8 protein-coding genes, 1 tRNA gene and 1 pseudogene are annotated in these 18,914 nt (G+C 61.8%); 4 read left to right on the forward strand and 6 right to left on the reverse strand.

All coding sequences use genetic code 11. The features are described from left to right. Nucleotides 1-51 precede the first annotated feature (51 nt). Together thrC and IRI77_RS02135 are read left to right on the forward strand one after the other, a co-directional pair. Nucleotides 52-1,371: a threonine synthase gene (gene thrC / locus IRI77_RS02130; protein WP_194450445.1), complete on the forward strand. Its 1,320-nt coding sequence runs from the start codon at nt 52-54 to the stop codon at nt 1,369-1,371. 112 nt (nt 1,372-1,483) lie between these two features. Continuing rightward, a tRNA-Arg gene (locus IRI77_RS02135) sits at nt 1,484-1,560 on the forward strand. 128 nt (nt 1,561-1,688) lie between these two features. Here IRI77_RS02135 and IRI77_RS02140 read toward each other — a convergent pair. The 5 genes and pseudogenes from IRI77_RS02140 to IRI77_RS38540 form a co-directional block, all read right to left on the reverse strand. Further along, nucleotides 1,689-2,360 (reverse strand): hypothetical protein, encoded by a 672-nt coding sequence (locus IRI77_RS02140; RefSeq protein ID WP_194450446.1) that lies wholly within the window; start codon nt 2,358-2,360, stop codon nt 1,689-1,691. A gap of 440 nt (nt 2,361-2,800) precedes the next feature. Beyond that, nucleotides 2,801-4,039, reverse strand: a complete 1,239-nt coding sequence (locus IRI77_RS02145; protein WP_194450447.1) for a transporter — start codon at nt 4,037-4,039, stop codon at nt 2,801-2,803. Between the two features lie 336 nt (nt 4,040-4,375). Next, the gene (locus IRI77_RS02150) at nt 4,376-11,839 is read right to left on the reverse strand and encodes a protein kinase domain-containing protein (RefSeq protein ID WP_323745377.1); all 7,464 of its coding nucleotides are present in this window, start codon (nt 11,837-11,839) and stop codon (nt 4,376-4,378) included. 832 nt (nt 11,840-12,671) lie between these two features. Beyond that, the gene (locus IRI77_RS38460; RefSeq protein WP_323745308.1) at nt 12,672-13,376 is read right to left on the reverse strand and encodes a sensor histidine kinase; all 705 of its coding nucleotides are present in this window, start codon (nt 13,374-13,376) and stop codon (nt 12,672-12,674) included. Nucleotides 13,377-13,839: 463 nt separating this feature from the next. Further along, nucleotides 13,840-14,193 (reverse strand): annotated as a pseudogene (locus IRI77_RS38540) (type 1 glutamine amidotransferase domain-containing protein); the annotation flags it as partial. A gap of 397 nt (nt 14,194-14,590) precedes the next feature. On the opposite strand from IRI77_RS38540, the gene IRI77_RS02170 reads away from it, so the two are divergent. After that, entirely contained in the window at nt 14,591-15,298 is a 708-nt protein-coding gene (locus IRI77_RS02170; protein ID WP_194450450.1) for a hypothetical protein, read from the forward strand. Between the two features lie 473 nt (nt 15,299-15,771). Here the strand turns inward: IRI77_RS02170 and dnaK are convergent, their stop codons facing one another. Next, on the reverse strand, nt 15,772-17,676 hold the full coding sequence (gene dnaK, locus IRI77_RS02175; protein WP_194450451.1) for a molecular chaperone DnaK: 1,905 nt from the start codon (nt 17,674-17,676) through the stop codon (nt 15,772-15,774). A 637-nt stretch (nt 17,677-18,313) separates the two neighbouring features. Between dnaK and IRI77_RS02180 the strand changes: the two genes are divergently transcribed. After that, nucleotides 18,314-18,862, forward strand: coding sequence for a BON domain-containing protein (locus IRI77_RS02180; protein WP_194450452.1), 549 nt, complete (start codon nt 18,314-18,316; stop codon nt 18,860-18,862). The last annotated feature ends 52 nt before the right edge of the window (nt 18,863-18,914 follow it).

Consider the following 18,914-nt stretch of genomic DNA (forward strand, 5'->3'; position numbering starts at 1 on the left):
CGCCGCAGGGCCGGTTAGGATTCTGCGAATCCTCACTAGTAAACTAGAGGGTTGGAACCCGCATTTCTTTCCTGCCTGAACCACGACTGCCGCGCCCAGTTCGCCGTCGAAGAGGTTCTCTACACCTGCCCGCGCTGTGGAGCCCTGATCGAAGCCACTTACCCCGGCATGGCTCTGGAACCCGCCGCCACCAAACGGCTGTGGCGCGAGCGACGCATGTCGAATGCGCCCATCGACCAGTCGGGCGTCTGGCGCTACCGCGAACTGCTCGGCTTCGTCGACACCACGGTCCACAAGGCGGTCACGCTGCGGGAAGGGAACACCCCCCTGTTGCCGGCCCCGCCCGCGGCCCGGTACGGCGGCCTGGATGCCCTCGTCTTCAAGCACCAGGGCTTCAATCCCACGGGCTCGTTCAAGGACAACGGCATGACCTGCGGAGCCACGCAGGGCCTCCGCCTGGGCATGCGGCGCGTGGCCTGCGTCTCCACCGGCAACACCTCGGCGTCGATGGCTGCCTACGCGTCCAGCGCCGGCATGACGCCCATCATCTTCCTGCCCCACGGCAACATCAGCTACGGCAAGCTCGCCCAGGCGCTGGAGTACGGCGCGCTGACGCTCCAGGTGGAAGCGAACTTCGACCAGATCCTCGCGCTGGTTCGTGTGCTGGCTGAGAAGACCGGCATCTATCTGCTCAACAGCGTGAACCCGTTCCGGATCGAGGGCCAGAAGACGATCATGGTCGAAATGCTCGACCAGCGCGACTGGCAGGTGCCGGACTGGGTGGTCGTCCCGGGCGGCAATCTCGGCAACATCTCGGCCTTCGGCAAGGGCTTCCGCGAACTGCTCGCCATGGGCTTCATCGACCGCCTCCCCCGGTTTGCCGTCATCCAGGCCGCCGGTTCGGCGCCGTTCTACGACTACTTCCAAGACCGTTCCGAGTTCCGTTCCATCCCGGATCCGGAGACCCTGGCGACCGCGATCCGCATCGGCGATCCGGTATCGTGGCCCAAGGCAATTCAGGTCATTGATGATTCCAATGGCGTGGTGGAGAGTGTGACGGAGCAGGAGATCGCGGACGCCAAGGCGATCATCGGCCAGTGCGGCATCGGCTGCGAACCCGCCTCGGCGGCGACGCTGGCAGGGATCAGGAAGCTAACGGCCGCGGGGGTAATGGCTCCGGACGCGGACGTGGTGGCGATCCTCACGGGCAACGTCCTGAAGGACCCGGATTACATCTACAAGTACCACACGGGCCAATTGAAGACCCCCTCCTCGGTGCCGATCGTGCCGACGTACGGAAATGCCCCCATAGTGGTGCCGAACGACCCGGAGAAGATCGCGGCGCTCCTGGCGGAGAGAGTCGGCGCGTAGGCGCTGAGCGCGTGCAGTCCGAAAAGTAGGTAGGTCCTGGGTGCAGTGGTAAAATTACAGCAGGCTGATCGCACTTCATCCAAGGCAGAAGATCCGCCCGTGACAGCAGTTTGGGACCGTAGCTCAGCCGGATAGAGCATCTGCCTTCTAAGCAGAGGGTCGCAGGTTCGAGTCCTGCCGGTCCTACCATAAACTGTTAACTTCGCGCGGCTCATTCCATTCCACCTCGTCGCGTGCCGTCCGCGCGAGAGCCCAGCGCCGAGTGTGCCAAACTGCTCTCCGTTTGGCTCGGCTTTGTCGGAAGACGCTCCGGCCATTCACAAGCGTGCGTTCGGCGTGAAGCCCCCCTTAGGAGCCCAGAGCTGGATCGACTTCTGCGGTGTCCACGGCATCCAGATCTGCCGGTCCCCGCCAGGCAGGAGTTGTCGCGCGACCGGCAGCACTCTGTCTGGGAATCTGCCGGCGTCCGCTCCAGGAGTGATGATCTCCATCGGTAACCCTCGGCCTGTGATCACCGGTATCGATTCGTTGCTCGCCAATACCAGTCTCCGCAGGGCCTTGATGGTGTTCCAGTCGAGGCGAATGGCCAGACGCCTCCGCAACTGGACACGGAGGCACCGATCGGGCGTCAGGTTTGTTAGTGTCGGGTTGCGGTTTCGCTCCTGCATCAGCCCACGACAGTGCAGGAGACAAGTCTCCAGCAACTCCTCGCTGAACCACCAGTCGCCTATATAGGCCGTGTTCCTTCTCAGGTCATCGGGCTCAGAACCCTTCTGCCGCGACGACATTGCCCGATAGAGACTCATCGGGCCCTGAATGACCTCTGCGCGAAGCGTTTTGTCTTCCGCCAGGCAGCCCAGTTGCTTCACCTGGCTCACAATCAACTGAGCATACGTACGGCAGGTACCCTCGTAGGACGGCGGCATCGGGTCCGGCGTGTGCTTCAGATATTGGGTGAAGGGAGGCGTCAGGCCGCCTTTTCGCAGCATACTCGTGTAACTGGGTGTTCGGAGCAGACAGTCGAACAATTGGTGAGAGAGGATATGCGCAAGCTGCTGGCTGACGTCGTTCCACATTTGAGCCTCAGTTTTTCGTCTCTTGGCGGCTTCTGGTGTTTGAACTCGACGTCCTGGCTCACTGCCCCTGGACATAGATAGAAATCATTAGCGCCGATCTTCGATGGCGGGCTGGAGAGATCCTTGTTTCGTGCGCCACCAGGAATGCTGTGCCTTCGGCCTCGCACGCCGAAGGTCTACGCTCTTCCTCCCCGAATGCTGGAGTCCCCCCGTGCCCCGCACGATGCATTCACCGTACGCATAAGTTGATCGGAACTCCGGATCTCGTCTGGCAGGGCCAGAACCGCCAATTCGATCGGTGGCTTCATGGAACCACAGACCGGCTCCATACGCAATTGACCATAATTCTGAATTCAGAAGGTGTACGACCCACCAAACATAGGCACCACAGTGCTGCGTAGGCCACTATCGTTCATCTTGAAGATCAGATTCGCGGTCAGCACGAAACTGGAAAAGGGGTTCAGTTTAAAACCCAGGGAACCATTGTTCAGATTGAAGCTGTGGTTCGACAGGGCGATGTTGTTGAATGTCTTCGAGCTATTTTCCGGGTGGGCGGTGGAGGCTGCCGTCGTGAACGTGGTTCTGACCACTCCGGTGGCATCAATGACACGCTGTCCCAGGAAGTCGAAAGTAATGGTTAGGGGCTTGGCCGCTGAGAATTCTGTCCCCAGCGAGTAGAAAAACTGATTCGGGAGATGAGCCTTCACATTGCTCGTGACGTCTCCGGCGAGAACGGAATCGCCATTCCACTGATAGCCGACATTGACGTGAGGCGCGAAGCGGCCGGCGTGCAATGAAGCGGCGACGAACGGCTTGAACCCGGCAGCGCCAGACCCCAGAAAGTTCTTTTCGTCTCCGGTGGGGGCGCGAAAGTCCGCGGCCACGGCGAGCCCGGCCTTTGCGTTCTTCCAGACATTGCCCTTCAATCGAAATGTCACGTCGCCCAGGCCCGTGGAGGATCCACGGCCAGTGAAGGTCTTATTGATGCTGCCCGTCGGATCAGCGGAGTCAAAGTAGTGAGCTTCCCCGAACTGGGAGTTGGGTCCGGCGATGCGGCGGATCGTAGCGTTCGACTTCACGTCCAGCGACACATCCATGAGTGGAATGGCCACGGAGAGGTCGATGCGGTTGGTCAAGCCTACCGCGCCAAAAAGAGTGAATTGGTTGACTTTGAAGTTAATGTCGTTATCGGTCGTAATAACGTCATTCTCGTATTCAGGTTCGGGCGTTATGTTCTCGGCATGCGTGTGGGTGAAAACGGCTGGCAGGCTGTCGAGACTAACCCCATCGACGCTGCTGAAATTGAAGCGCTGGTAGGCGAACGATAGAAAGAACTTGCCCCGGCCGAGTGTCTCCGCGCGTTCCGTCAGAATGGGGCCCAGGCTCTGGGCTGAGCGAGTGTAGACGCCTGCGGTCCTGTCGAAGGTATACGTGAATCCCGAGGCCGGGGAGGCCAGCGGCAACAAAGTCAGTTGCGTCGCCAGCGCGCCGCCCAAAGGGGTGAAGTTCGACTGGAACGAACTCACAAAGTGCGCCTGATGGAAGGCGTTCGGAAGCACCAGCCCCTGCGGCCCGTACAGATTAGGTATCACGCAGGCAAGCTTGCTGCTGCTCGCGCAAGCAGTGCCGGCAGTTGTTTGCCCCAAGGCAGACCCCACCCCCGCGCAAATCAGAAGGCACAACCCAATTGAATCACTCGTTTTCACTGCTGGACGCTCCTTCCGAGGCATTGCAATTACTCACTTCTGACGGCAATCACGCCGCACGCACACGTCTCCTCAGGCAATCCACAGTGGCGTGAGGCTTCGATCTGTGATTCAGTCCAGTATCGTCAAGTTTGTAGAAATTGTAATCGTAGCCTTCGCCGGCTGCAAGGATAATCTTTGGTGCCAAGTGCTACAAACTGGGATTCTTGTCCGCAAGATTCCTTATTGAATGGACGAGATGGACCAGGCGTCCCCCTGCTTGACGAAGCCGATTGTGACCCTGTCCCGCGCAGCCGGCGGTGCGCCGTCCTTGTATCTCTGGGTCATGCTTCTGGCGCAGACAACCGAAGCCTTGGACCCTGAGATGACCGGTGCCGACTCCGGCTGCAACTGCAAATCGATCGAAACCGCGTTCTTAAATGCGGTTTTGAGAAGAGCCAGCGACTGGCTTGGAATCGATGGCCAGAGGGCACGAACCTGGTCGGCATTCTTCGCGGCGAATGCGGCAGAGTAGCGGCTCACCAGGGCCAGAATAGCCTGCTCGTCGGCTTTCGACTGTGAGGCGCCTGCGAACTTCGCCAGCTCGTCCCTGGCCTGCTGAGAGTTGGCGCCCCTCGGGTGCTTTTGCAGAAAGGACTCCAGGTCCGCTTTGTTCGACTTATTCAGGTTGTCCCACTCGATCTTCTCCACCGCGCGGGCAGCTTCCGCGGCAAAACGGCCGTTCGGGTACTTCTTCTGGAAAGCATCCAAGGCGGCCACGTCCCTGGTGCTGCTCAGACCCGCCCATTCCACCTGTTCGATCCTGTGTCCCGCCTCCTCGGCATGCGGGCCATTTGGAAATTTCCTCCGGAACTCCTCAAGCGCGGAGGTGTCGCGGGTGTTTTGCAGGGAGGCCCATTCCTGGGCCTCGAGAGCCCGCGGATCGGCCGGCTTCGGAGATTCAACGGGCGGAGGAGGAGACGCGGGCTTGCGGATCTCCTGCATCTGTGTCCGCTCCGGTCCGAAGCGCACAGTCGAGCCAGGATCGAAGCGGCTGGCGATCTGCCGGGGCGTGAAACCGTCCTTCCTCAAATCGATCGTGTGCTCACCAGATGGCAGCCGGCCCGAGTAGCGGCCATCGGCGCCCGCAAGTCCGTGTTGCCGGCCATCCACCAGGACCTCCGCGTTCGGAGCCAATCCCGCCAGTTCCAGGTTCGCCTCCCGCGGCGTCAGCCGGAAAGAGAGGCGGAGCACCTCGCCACGGTGCAATTCTACGGACTGTTGCCCGGTCGTGTCGTAACCCGGCTTCTCCACTCGAACCGTATACGATTTGGATTCCAACGGAAGCTGCAGGAGTCCGCGGCTGGTGTAGCGCCGCGAGCCCACCACGACATCGGCTCCGCTTTCATTCGTCTCGACAACCAGAGTGCCGACGTCCCGATTGGCAGTCAGGAAAAGATTCATTGAGGGAGAGTCATGCGTCATCAGAACCAGAGGACTGCCATTGCCGACCTTCAACTCATGCGTTCCGGCTCGCATACTCGCCACTTCCAGCGCGGGCGGCTTCATCACACCCGACGGTTTCCCATCTACTGCGACCGGCTGACCGGCGCAGTTGCACAGCAGCCGGATTTTGCCCGCAAAGCTGGCGACGGCGACGGTCTTGAGTTCGTTCGAGTTGATGAGATTGGCGAGCCCGGGCATGGCATCGCGGTGAACCTCGAACGACAATGACGCATTCCCATCGGGACCGGAGATCCTCAAGGTGTGCTTGCCGGGTGCGGCTTCAGTCAGGCGGAATTGACCATTCTCAAGCTTTCCTGCCGGGCGATTGTCGACCTGCACCGTGGCTTCCGCCAGATTAGTGGTCAGTTCGAGGATGGGCGGCGGAGGCTCCGGAATGGCCGTCTGTTTCGGACCTCCGGCTGCGCTGCCTTCAGTGGCCGTCTCTTTCCCTGCATGGGACATGCGCCGGATCGCGACAGTGCCCCCTATTAGGGCAACTACGACAACCGCCGCCGCCGCCCAGCGCGGAATGCCGGCGATGAGCGGCGCCTTCGCCGGTTCGGATGGGGAGGACTCTTCCACGCCGGCAGGCACAGCGGCCGCCAGGGCCACGGGTTGCTTGGTTGTGGCAGGGGCCGGCGGCCCGCTCAAAGGTGGTGAGGTAGCGGCCTTCGGCGGTTCCAATCCCTGTAGGGCGGCCTGGATCTGGGCGATGGCCGCCTCGGTCAACAGTTTAAATTCACGATCGGCGGAGAAAGGCGCCGCCAGTAGCCGGACCTCCTCCAGGCGCGCCTGCAACTTGCCGGGCTCGCGGACGTTGGCGGCTGTTTGCCCCAGCTTGTTCACTTTTGCCGCGGCTGCTTCACGTGCCTTCTGCAGGCTCCTTTCAGCGGCAATTTCAGCCAGCGACGCCAGGCTTGGCTCGTCGGGAAACTGAGCGCGACTGCGCGCGAGGGCTTCCAGCGCCTCCTCGCAGCGGCCCTTGTCGATCAGCGATTTGGCGGCCTTCTCCGCCTTTCGAAGTTCCTCTGCTCGTTTGTGCTGCTCCAGTTCCGCGGAGACTTCCTGCTGGACGGCGGCCAACCGCGGATCCGGCCCTGATTCCTTGACCGCCCGCTCGATGCGTCTGAGTGCGTCGGTGAATTTCTGTTTCTGACGCAACCGGTTCGCCTCGTCAATTGCGGCGCCGATAGCCTGGCTGAGCACCTGCGCCTGCCGGGCGGCCGTTGCTCGTTGCAGGAGTTCCGTGAGCGAGCGTTCACCGGGAAACTCGCGCAGCCCTGCTTCCAGCGCTTGTATGGCGCCGGCGAAGTCCTCTCGCTCAGTGAGAGTCCGGGCCTCCAGGCGGACCCTTTCGAGAGTGGCGGCCTGCTCCGCCTGGCGAATCCTGGACAATGCTTCGGCCAGCAAAGCAGCGACTTCCGCATCGTTGCCTTCCTCGCGGACAAACGCCTCCAGCGCTTGCCTTCCCGGAATCAGTTGCCCCGCCGCAATGGTGGATCGCGCCTGGGCGAGAGTCGCCTGCCGCCTATGCTCCCTGCGCTGCGCCTCAATCCTGGCCGCGATATCGTCGCGTTTGGCTTGCAGTGCCGGATCTGCCCCGACGGTCTGCCGCGCCTGGTCGAGCCGCCTCAACGCATCGGTGAACCGGCCCGCGCCGCAATTCTCATCGGCCTCGCGGATGGCTGTGGCGACGGCCTCGGCCCGTTCGAGCGCGCGTTTCTGCTCTGCAAGCTGCAATTCGGCCGACCGCAGCAGGGCTTCCAGTTCCTTGTTGGCGGGAAAGCGCTGCAGCGCATTCCTCAGGTCCCGCGCCGCGCTGCTCGCGTCTCCTGCCTTCAATCGCGCTTCCGCGTCCCGGGCGGCCGCGGCGATCTCCGCAAGCTGCCGGCGGTTCTCGACCTCGCCTTCGACAATGCGCTGCAACTCAACCAGCAAAGGCTGCCGTCCCAGTTCCTTCAGCCCCCGGTTCGCGCGGCGCAGGGCGTCCTCCGTCTTGCCCTGGCTGCGCAGGTCCTTCACGTCCTGCACCACCATCAGGATCGACTGCTGCAGCTCCGCGGCAGCCTGCGCCGCGGCGGCCTTTTTCAGCAGCGCCTCCATCTCGCCGTTGCGGGAATGCGATCGCAAGCCGTCTCTCAATATCCGCTGAGCCTCGGCGAAATGTCCCTTGCCTATCTCCTGCTCGGCGCCGGCGAGAACCCTGCCGATCTCCGCCTGCTTCCTCTTGGCCTCGAGGCTTGCCGCGGCGCTCTCGCGCAACTGGACCAGTGCGGGGAGGTCGGGATAGCGTGCCGTCAAACCATCAAGAACCCGGAGGGCTCCTTCGAAATCACCTTTCGCGATCAAGGATCTGGCCTCGGCCTCGCCGTCCGCGATGGCTGTGTCGCGGCGCAGGCGTTCGGCCTCCATCCTCACCTCGGCGGCCATCTCTGTGACAGCCGGATGCGCGCCCCAGCGCTGAGTCCACGCTTCGAGCTGCGATTGAGCTTCCTCATGGCGCCCCTGCGCTCGCAGCGCTCGCGCCTCTTCCACAGCTTGCTCCAATTCCTGTTTGCGCCGGTGGCCCTGCTGCGCCTCGAAGAGCAGTTTCGTCAGCGCGGCTTCGCCCGCATAGACAGTGGCCGCTTTGCCCAGAATCTGGCTGGCGCCCGCGAAATCGCCCCGCCGGATCAAGGCCTGTGCGTCGGCCTCCACCGCGCGGACAGCTTCATTCCTTTTTTGTATCTTGAGCCCGTCCGAGAGTTCCCTTTCCAGACGTTGGAGCCGCGGGTCGGAGGCGTACTCCTTCGGCAGGGACCGTAGGAGTTCCACGCCTTCGGAGTACCGTTCCGATTGCCGCAGTTCGCCGGCCTTCGCAACAGCCTCCTCGATCTCCCGGTTCCTCTCTTGCGCCGCCCTGTCAGCGCGTAATGCCACCAGGCGAGCCGCAATCTGCTCCTCGCCGGGGAACGACTGGACTCCAGCTTCCAGGCTCCGTACCGCGGCGTCCAAGTCGTTAGCCTGCACCTGGGCGTTCACCTTGCCCAGCAGCTGGTCCAGTCTGGCCCGCTGCTGTGCCGCCGCGCGGGCTTTCGCGAGAAGCGCTTCCAACTCGGGCTCACCGGGGTACTCAGCGCACCCCTGCTCCAGCCGGGCGGCCGCCGCGGCGGCTTGCCCGCCGGCCAGTAATCGCTCCGCCTCTCCCACGGCCGCCTTCACCGCCGCCGACTTCTTCTGCTGTGCCTTCTCCTCAGCCAGTTGGGCCCGGATACTCAGGAGTTCCGGTTCCTGGGGATGCGCGTGGAGAGCATCCCCCACCATCTGGAGCGCCTGATCCAATGAACCCCTGTCGCGTAATGCCGCGGCCTCCTCCAACGCGCGTGCGACCGCCTGACGCTTCCGCCAAGCCTCCTGGGAATCGCACACGGCTTTGTGGGTCTCCCGCAAAACCGCTGCGTCGGGATACAACTGGATCGCCTGATTCAGCAGTTGGATCGCCTCGGAATAGTTCTCCCGCGCGGCAAGGCCGGTGGCCTGTGCGCGGATCTTTTCCACCTCCCCCGCCTGCTGCGCGATCTGGAGCCGCTGCCTGGCAGTGGCCATGAGCGGCTGGATTTGTGAGTCGCCGGGAAACCGCGCCAGCGCTCCTTCCAACGTCGCGATGGCCTCGCTCACACGGTCCTCACCCAGTTGTCGCTGCGCCTCCTCCACCACTTGACGAACGGCCTGGTCCCGCTGATGCTTCGCCCAGCCGGCTTCTATCTTTGCGCGCAACTCCCGCAGTCGGGCCGACCCGGGATGTGCGGCGAGGGCCTCGCGAGTCACATCGAGCGCTTCCTCGAAGAATCCGCGGCGAAACAGGGAATCTGCCTTGGCCAGCTCTCTTTCCAGCGCCTGCTCGCGCTCCCATGCCCGCTTCGCCGCTGCCGTCTCCGTGAGTAACGACCGGATCGCCTCGCCGCGCTCCGGGAAGTCGCGCGCCCCTTGATCCAACACCGAACGCGCCTGCTCAAAATCACAGGCACTTGTGAGTTCGCGCAAACGCTGGCGCATGCGTTCGAATGCTTCCGCCTGTTGCAGCGCCTGTATAGCCTGCTCGGCCTCTTCGAGTAGAGAGAGCAGCAGCGGTTCGCCGGGGAATCGCACAATGCCATGCCGGAGGAGCGGAATCGCTTTCCCTGGTCGTCCGCCCTTCAGGTAGGACCGCGCGTCCTCCTCAATGCCCCGGATCGCCTGCGTTCTGCGCTGCTGGGCCAGGGCCGCTTCCGCGTCCCGGCGCAGTTGCAGGAGTGACTCGTCGCCGGCAAACTTGTTCAGTGAGGAGTCGATCAAATGCAAGGCCTCTGCAAGCATCTGCTTCTCAATCAGTTCCTGGCATCCCTGCACGGCCTCGCTGACGGCCGCTCTACGCTTGTAGGCGGACCAGTCCGCGATTGTCGCCTGTAGCGTTTCCAATAGAAGTTGCTCGCCCGGGTACTGCCGGAGTCCATCCTCCAGCCGTTCGACGGCTTGCGCGTACTGCCCTCCTTTGCGCAAGGCAACCGCATCGCCTGCCGTGGCGGCCGCGAACTCCGCCTTTTGCTTCAAACGCAACTCATCGCGAATAAAGCCCAGCAGCCCAACTACTTCACGATGGTCCGGGAACTCTTTCGCCAGCCCCTCCGCCAGAACCAACGCCTCTTCCAAGCGATTTTCCCGAAGCAACTGGCGGGTAGCGTCGAGATACTGCTGCAATCGCTGGCGATGCAGTTGCTCCTTCTTCAGCACCTGTGCCCGTTCCATCGAGGAAGCGACCTCAGGAGAGCCTGGGAACTTCGCCGACAGATCGGTCAGAGCGGCAATTGCCTCATCGATGGATTGCATCAGAAACATCGCCTGCACGCGGCTCAACTCGGCTTTCAGGCGCTGCCCACGGTCCCGTTCCTGCATCTGCCGTCGAATTTCGTCCAGCAGTTGCATCGCCTCGGGATTCTCGGGGTCGCTTTCGGCGGCTTCTGAAGCGTGCTTGAAGGCCCCAGTGAGGTCGTTGTGCTCCAATCCTTTCTTGGCACTGGTGATCAGTTCGGCGGCTCGGCGGCTCTGCTCCAGCAACGAACGGGCCTGCTCCACCAGCGCAATCAATTGGCTGTTGGAGGGATCCAGGGCCAGGGCGTTCTCGAACCACCGGACCGCGTCCTGGAAGCGCCTGCTTTGTAGCTCTGCGTGCCCCTTCGACCGCAGTGCGTCAACCTCGTGCTTCAGCGCCTGCCGTCTGGTGGCCTCCCGGACATTCTCCCGAAGACGCCGCGCGCTTCTGTTTCCGGGATCGAGTTCCAGCACCCTTTTGAGGATCTTCGACGCGGCATTGAATTCGCCGCTGACAAAATGCCCCTGCGCCTCGGACAACAGCGAAACTGCCTCTTCATATTGCAGTTCCATCATGATCGGCTCCGCGTCCAGCCTGCATTCTTCAATGGACTGGTAGCGCAGCGAACGGTCTTTCGCCATCGCCCGGTGGACAACCTCAGCCAGGGCGGGCGGGCACTCGGACAAGTATTCCTTGAGGCTTCTGGGCTCCTGATTCATGATGGAAGCCATCACCGCTGGAGCCGTTGGACCCGAAAAGGGATGCTTTCCGGTCAGCAACTCGTAGTAGATCACCCCATAGGCGAATATGTCGCAAAGCCCGTCTGTCTCGGCGCCCAGAAACTGCTCTGGCGACATATAGGGGATGCTGCCCACCAGATACCCCTGCTGGGTCAAGCGGGTTCCCTCCCCATCCACCAGGCGGGCAATCCCGAAATCCATGATCTTTACCGTCAAGTCCGGCAGCAGCATGATGTTAGCCGGCTTCACGTCTCGATGCAGCACGCCATTTGCATGCGCGCAGTGAAGACCCTCCGCCACCTGCGACATGACGTGCATCTTTTGCAGTAAGGTCAGCTCACGTTTGCGGTGGATGGCTTCGTTGAGATCCTCTCCTTCCAGCAGTTCCATCACGATGTATGCCATGCCCCGGTCTTCGCCGAAGTCGTGAATCGTAACGATGTTTTTGTGGTGGAGATTGCCAGCAGCGGACGCTTCGTTGCGAAACCTCGCCAGCATGGCGGCATCGGCGCTCTCGGTCAGGACTTTGATCGCGACAGGACGCGAGACCACCGGATCGAAGGCACGGTAAACCCGGCCGAACCCGCCTCTGCCAAGCTCAGCCGCGATCTCATACTTGCCGATGCGTTCGATCGTCTCCCCCCAGAGTGCGGCGAGTCCGGTCCCAGAACAGGCTCAACAAATCGCTCCCGACCAGGAGCGATTTTTCACCAACTATATCATTGCAGGGGCGGTTGCCATCTGCCCCGCGAGTTTGGGAGCCGGGTAATTGTCCCGGCAACGAGAGAAAATGGATCACTGCGCGTACTTATGCAACGCGCTGGGCGCATCGCGGAACATCCGATCCAACATTTGGACGAACTGCTGGCCGGGAACAGGAAGCCGCTACAGGCGTAGTCGTCGACGCCATGTCTCGTGCTCATCGGGCATGGTTTCACTAGACGCATACAGATTCATGAGCCCATCGAAACCGCGCCGCGTGTCGCAAGGCGCAGTGTAGGGATAGACGCGCACCGCTGCGGGGAGGCTGATCGTGGGTTGGGCTGCAACGCATCCAGCACCACTTCCAGAGTCTCCTGATCCACCCCTCGCTGAACACGGGGCCGCCAGCCGTCGGCGGTCACCAGTTCCAATGCGGCGCCCTCCTCGCGGTCCGGCAGGGAAAAGGCCCAATTCAACCACAGGAATTGACGCGATGCGTGGTCCTATTGATTCCTGTGAGCCAGCACCTGGCGCCAGGAGAAACAAGCGACGTCAAGGCCGCGAGCCCGGCCGAACTCTGCCGAGACGCGCAATTCGGGGTGCTCCAACTGCGGAGCTTTCCCAACCCGCTCAAACCCTCCGCTCGGATGAGCTGCGCAATAACCCTCAACAAAGCTTCCCTCGCGGCCGATTCTAACCCGGTTCGAGCTTGGCCATTGAGATTCAAAATCACCACACGGCGCTGCCCAGCCAGGCAAGTATCTCAATCAGCGCCGGTTGCAGAGTCCAACGCAACAGCGACGAGCACCTCCGTGCCAGCGCCGGGCCTGCTCCAAATTCCGAATCGAGCGCCGATGCTCTTTGCCCGGTTCCGCATGACGCAAAGACCGCCATGCGCAGTCGCCTCCTCAACCGCCAGGGGATTGATTCCGCAACCGTTGTCACGAACGAAGACTTGCACCCGGCCGCCCCGGTACTGGATCTCGACTTCGATGCTCGTCGCTTGAGAATGCCGCATCGCATTCACAAACGCTTCCCGGCAGATCAAAACGAGCTGCTCCTGCATGGTCGGATCTAGCGTCCGTGGCCTTCCCTGGACAAAAACCCGAATCCTACCACCCGGAGAGCATCTTGCCTCCTCAACGAGCGTCGAAAAGGCACCCTCCAGACCCGACAGAGCGCGAGAAGCACAGTGGACGCCGCTCACGGCCGCACGGCATTCATCCGTGACTCGGCGCACCCAGCGTATAGCGCCGCTGAGCGTCAGTCGGCAAGGTGAATCCGCACCCACGTCTTCAATGGCCTGCTGGAGTAGCATGGACGCACCGGGAAATCCCTGCGGGCGAGTGTCGTTCAACTGACAAACCGAGCGCGCCCCGTTCCAGGAGTGGACTTCCAGGCGGATTTCCTCTCCGCGCATCGGATGTGCTGCAGCGGTAGGGCGGCCACACGGCGTCATTTTGGGCATCAGGCCCTGCGATCGCAAGGGGCTCGCAATGGATTGCCCTGGTTTCAAGTTGAAAGACCATCACAGAAGCAGAGTTGATTGGCATGGCTACTTCACTCCATTGGAAAGGTCACGGCAGTTTCTGCCGCGCCAGAGTCCAGCACTCGCCGCCTGCCGGAAACCTATGAGCGTCAGGCTGGCGATTGTTAACCCGCAACTGCTCAGCGGCTCATTCGAAACGACCCCGGGCACACTCGATCGAAGAGCTCGCTCTGCTAAGTTGGGCCACTAAGGGAGCTTCAACCAGACCGGTAGTTCCCAGCGAGGCCCGGGCACTTCCCGCGCAGTGCGCCGAAGCGGCACGGGCTTCCCGCTGCATCTCATTCGGCAGGACCCGCCGGCGAGGCCGGGTAGATAGCCCAGTTCAAAACGCCTTCGCCTCGTCTTCCGCTGTAGCCTGATCCTGGTCGGTCATTCCTCCGCTGACGCCGATGGCTCCGGCAACCTCACCGCCCCGCTTCAGCGGGCCGTGGCCTCCGACGTAGAATATGGTGGCGAAGTCCTCAGACTTCATGTCTGACAGCTTGCGGGTTTCGGACAGCGCCTTCTGCGCCTGTGAATCCTGCGTGAATCGAGCCATTGCCCCCGTCTAATTCCCTGGCTCGCCACTCTTCGGATCGATCGGGGGCTGACCACCTTTCGGCGAGGCCAATGTCAGCTCAACACCGGCGTCCCGGGAGACGAAATAAGGGGCGGCGAATTCCTCCAGCCAGAAGCCTGTCTTCCGGCCGGTTTCGCCCAGTTGATCGTGGGATGTGAGCACCATCAGTATCTTCATAGTTGTTCTCATTCCTGTCGAACCCAACACCCTCTTCATTGACGCACGTTAACAACCATCGCCAAACCATTGAAAAGAAATGGCATCGAGAAAGACACGGAAGGCGAGTGTTCGCCGGCCGACACAATTACTTGACGCGACCTGGAAGCACCCGGTGATGGCCAGCCCGGATCTTCCTCGGGAAGCTCTTAGCCGCGCCAAACAGGTCGCCCCGCCCCCACTTCTCCCCCAATTCCAACATTGAGGATTTCTTCATAACCGCATCCGAAACTCTTTTTTCCGTTTATTTTCAACGCGACCCTCCCCAAAGCCGCCCTTTTCCCCTTGACGTACCCCTTACCCTGGAATCGCGCCGGCACCCACGCCGGCCATTTTCATTTACAAGGAGATAGAAATCATGGCTACCGCAGCTCAGATCAACGCCAACCAGGCCAACGCCAGGAAGTCCACCGGACCCGTCACCATCGAGGGCAAAGCCCGTTCATCCCAGAACGCCCGCAGCCACGGCTTCACAGCCAAACATCTCGACATCACGCCCGAAGACCGCGCCGCATTCACCACACTCGAAGCCGCCCTGCGCCTCGACACCCGGCCCGCGAACTGCATTGAGGAGGAGATCTTCCACCGCATCCTCACCCACACCTGGAACCTGCGCCGCATCGAATCCTTCGAGTGTTTGATCCTCGCCGAAACGGACCCATTGGCCGAAACCGACTCCCACGGAGCCCAACTCGACCGCTACGCCCGCTACCGTCGCGACCTGGAACGCGGCCTCTACCGCGCCATCAAGGAGCTCAGCAAACTCCAAACCGAACGTGCCGCCCTCGCCCAGCAACACCCCGATGTCGTCAAAGCCGTCCGTGAGAACGTCCCCCTGGCCGAAGTCACCCGCCTGACCAGCAACACCGATGAACTTTTCTTCTATGAAGGCTATGGCCGACCCCGCCGCGCCCTCGAACACCTCACCACCGGCATCGAAACGAACCACCCCGACAACCAGGACCCGCTGGCAGACCTCCAGCCCATGCGAGTTCCACGAAACGAAACCAACCCGATGCGCGATGACGGACTGCCCAACCTGAATTACAAGTTCTCGGCCCTTTAATCACCACAGCCCGGCCAAGCAACCGCGCGTCAACGAAACGAAGCCGCTGCCAATCGCCTTCGCCGTTCGAGCCCAAGCCGGAGTTCCCCCTGGCACTGTTCCTTGAAAACTGAATACAGAACCTACCCCGGGCGCGGACTCTTCCGCTCTCCAACGGCCGTCGTGTCTCGGACAAGCGCGATTCCACACAGGCCTCCGGCTGGACGGCCCTGCCGATGAACTACTTCAGCGGAGCGGCCCAGGTGATAGGCCGCTGCTTGCTTGAAGATTGCCGCGAGCTCTGCCACCACGCACAACCCGGGCGAGTTGCAGACCGTCAGCATCCTGCCATCGACAACACCGGACGCGCTCTCACGCAAGTTCAACCGCGGCGTCGGCCACAGGGAAGTTGCGCGTGAGCGCGTTGCAGTCCACTTCGGCGGGTGAGCGCCTGCGATAACCCAGGCGCCGTTACCCCTGCCTGCTCCTCTCTCCTACTGCCCGATGTCGACGAACTCGGCGTCGACCACATCATCCTTTGCAGCGTTCTTCTGGCCGTTTGCGCCGCCATTGGGTGGCGGAGCCTGGGCGCCGGGCTGAGCGGAGGATTTGTACATCGCTTCGGCCAACTTGTGGCTGGCGGCCGTCAGCCGGTCAGTGGCGGCCGTGAGCCGCACCGCGTCGTTCTCGCCGATGGCCTTCCTGGTCTCTTCAATGGCCAACTCGATCTCCTTCGCGCCTGCCTCGCCGATGCTGCCGCGATGCTCCTTCAGCGTCTTCTCAACGTTGTAGACCATGGCGTCGGCCTTGTTCTTGGCCTCGATGTTGTCGCGTAGCGTGCGGTCATCGGCCGCGTGTGATTCGGCATCCCTGGTCAACTGATCCACATCGGCCTTCGAGAGCCCGGAAGAAGCCGTGATCGTGATCTTCTGTTCGTTCTGGGTCGCCGTGTCCTTCGCCGCGACGCTGAGGATGCCGTTCGCATCGATATCGAAGGTCACTTCAATTTTCGGCAGGCCGCGCGGAGCCGGAGGGATGTTGCCGAGTTGGAACACGCCCAGCAGCCTGTTGTCACGGGCCATGGCGCGCTCGCCCTGGTGGACCTTGATCTCCACCGACGGCTGGTTCTCAGTAGCCGTGGAGAAGGTCTCGCTCTTGCGCGTCGGAATGGTTGTGTTGCGTTCGATCAGCTTGGTGAACACGCCGCCCATCGTCTCGATACCCAACGACAACGGCGTGACATCCAGCAGCAGGACGTCCTTGACCTCTCCGCCCAGCACGCCGCCCTGGATCGCGGCGCCGATGGCCACCACTTCGTCCGGGTTCACACCCTTGTGCGGCTCTCTGCCGAAGAGCTCACGAACCAGCGTCTGGATTCGCGGCATGCGCGTCTGTCCGCCCACCAGGACCACTTCGGCGAGCTGTTGCGGCGTCACTTCCGCATCGGCAAGAGCCTGCTTGCAGGGGCCCACTGATCGCTGGATGATGTCTTCCACCATCTGCTCGAAACGGGCCCGCGTCAGCTTCAAGGTCAGGTGCTTGGGGCCAGTGGCGTCGGCGGTCACAAACGGCAGGTTGATTTCCACTTCCAACAGCGTGGACAGCTCCATCTTGGCCTTCTCGGCCGCTTCCTTCAAACGCTGCAGCGCCATCGGATCCTTGGACAGATCGACCTGATTCTCCTTTTTGAACTCCGCCACGATCCAGTCGATGATCCGCTGGTCGATATTGTCTCCGCCCAAATGGGTATCCCCGTTGGTGGACTTGACTTCGACTAGCCCCTCGCCAACCGTGAGGATCGAAATATCGAAGGTGCCGCCGCCAAAGTCATAGACGGCGATGGTCTCGTCTTTCTTCTTATCGAGTCCGTAAGCCAATGCGGCCGCGGTCGGCTCGTTGATGATCCGCAGGACTTCGAGACCGGCGATCTTGCCGGCATCCTTGGTCGCCTGGCGCTGCGCGTCATTGAAATAGGCGGGTACGGTAATCACGGCCTGCGTGACTTTGCCGCCCAGGTAGGCCTCTGCCGCTTCCTTCAGCTTCGTAAGGATCATTGCGGAGATCTCAGAGGGCGAGTATTTCTTGCCGGCGATCTCCACCCGCGCGTCGCCATTCTCGCCGCTGACCACCTTGAAGGGCACCATCTTCATCTCTTCACTGACCTCGTCAAAGCGGCGCCCCATGAACCGTTTGATCGAGAAGATGGTGTTCGCCGGGTTGGTGACCGCTTGCCGTTTGGCAATCTGGCCGACAAGGCGCTCCCCCGTCTTGGTGAAGGCCACGACGGACGGTGTAGTTCGGGCCCCCTCCTGGTTGGCAATGACGGTGGGCTGGCCGGCCTCCAGAACACAAACCGCGGAGTTAGTAGTGCCTAAATCGATACCGATGATCTTTCCCATTTGCTGAACAACCTTTCACTCATGGATTCCAATTTCGACCCCCGGAGCGAGCACTGGAGTTAACGGAGCAGTGACCCTCAACGGTGTGGCGCGCCGGCGGCTGGTTGCCGCTTTCAGCTCGCCACCTGCTTGTGAGTGCACGCCTTGCGCCAACCAGTTAAACCCCGGCGAGCTTAAGGAATCCGTCATCGCGCCTGGGATCCGCCCACGACGACGCACGATCCGATGTGCCCCTCATTCAGTTGATCGGCGCTGCCTGGGCGCACCTTGGCGTATGGAGCATGACAGTTCACCTCCGCCGGAGCAACGGAAACATCGGCGTTCCACTCCTGCCCGGTCCTCCTGATCCACCGTGCGCTACCGACGAGATCTGGTCAGATGACGGCAGACAGTCAGATACGCGGCCCACAAAGTTCCCCGTTCGGCAATAAATGCCGGGGATCCCTCGATACCTGGCCGGTCATTTTTGGGTTCGCGGCTGTAATCATTTCTCCGGTACGTGCTCCGGAGAGCCATGTCCTGCCATCGAGTCCAATGGTCATCCCTTCGGCATCAGTCAATTGCCCCGGCCCACGCGGAGTGGCCCTGCTCGTGCATCGGACGATAGCGTTGGATTCGAACAATGGAAAGGACACCTATGAAGACTCTCGGCTCGTACTCGCTTATCTTCGCCCTGGCCTTCGCAGGCGCGATCACCGGTTGCTCCACGGAGAGCACCAAGACTGTCGATGTCACCGACAGCGTCCGCGCCTCTCTGGACAAGGCCGGCTACAAGGATGTTTCGGTCAAACAGAATCGGGACAAGGGGGTTGTCACCCTAAGCGGACATGTGGCTCAGGAAGCCGATAAAGCGCAGGCGGAAGCCCTCGCCAAGTCCCTCGCCGGCGCCCAGGTTGTGGCGAATGAAATCGCGGTTCTGCCGCCCGGCGTCGAAAGCGAAGCCAAGACAATCAACTCTGACCTCGACACTGGCATTGAGAAGAATCTTCATGCCGCCCTCGTGCAGGCCCGGCTCGATGACGCGGTGAAGATCTCTGTCAAGAACCGCGTCGTCACACTCAGCGGGTCAGTGGATTCACAGGCAAAGCGTACGCACGCCCAGGATGTCGCCACCGCGGTGGTCAACGTCCAGCAGGTCGTCAACGAGTTGCAGGTGAAGGGCCAGAAGGCCACCTCATCCATGTGACGGCGAACTCAAGGAAGCAGGGCTCTCCGCGCCAGTGGAAGGCGGAGAGCCC

The sequence above is a fragment of the Paludibaculum fermentans genome (assembly GCF_015277775.1).
GTDB lineage: Bacteria > Acidobacteriota > Terriglobia > Bryobacterales > Bryobacteraceae > Paludibaculum > Paludibaculum fermentans.

Coding starts and splice junctions, on each gene's coding strand:
- IRI77_RS02140 (WP_194450446.1), bottom strand. CDS start 2,360: ATGCTGCGAAAAGGCGGCCTGACGCCTCCCTTCACCCAATATCTGAAG.
- IRI77_RS38460 (WP_323745308.1), bottom strand. CDS start 13,376: ATGCCCAAAATGACGCCGTGTGGCCGCCCTACCGCTGCAGCACATCCG.
- IRI77_RS02180 (WP_194450452.1), top strand. CDS start 18,314: ATGAAGACTCTCGGCTCGTACTCGCTTATCTTCGCCCTGGCCTTCGCA.
- dnaK (WP_194450451.1), bottom strand. CDS start 17,676: ATGGGAAAGATCATCGGTATCGATTTAGGCACTACTAACTCCGCGGTT.
- IRI77_RS02170 (WP_194450450.1), top strand. CDS start 14,591: ATGGCTACCGCAGCTCAGATCAACGCCAACCAGGCCAACGCCAGGAAG.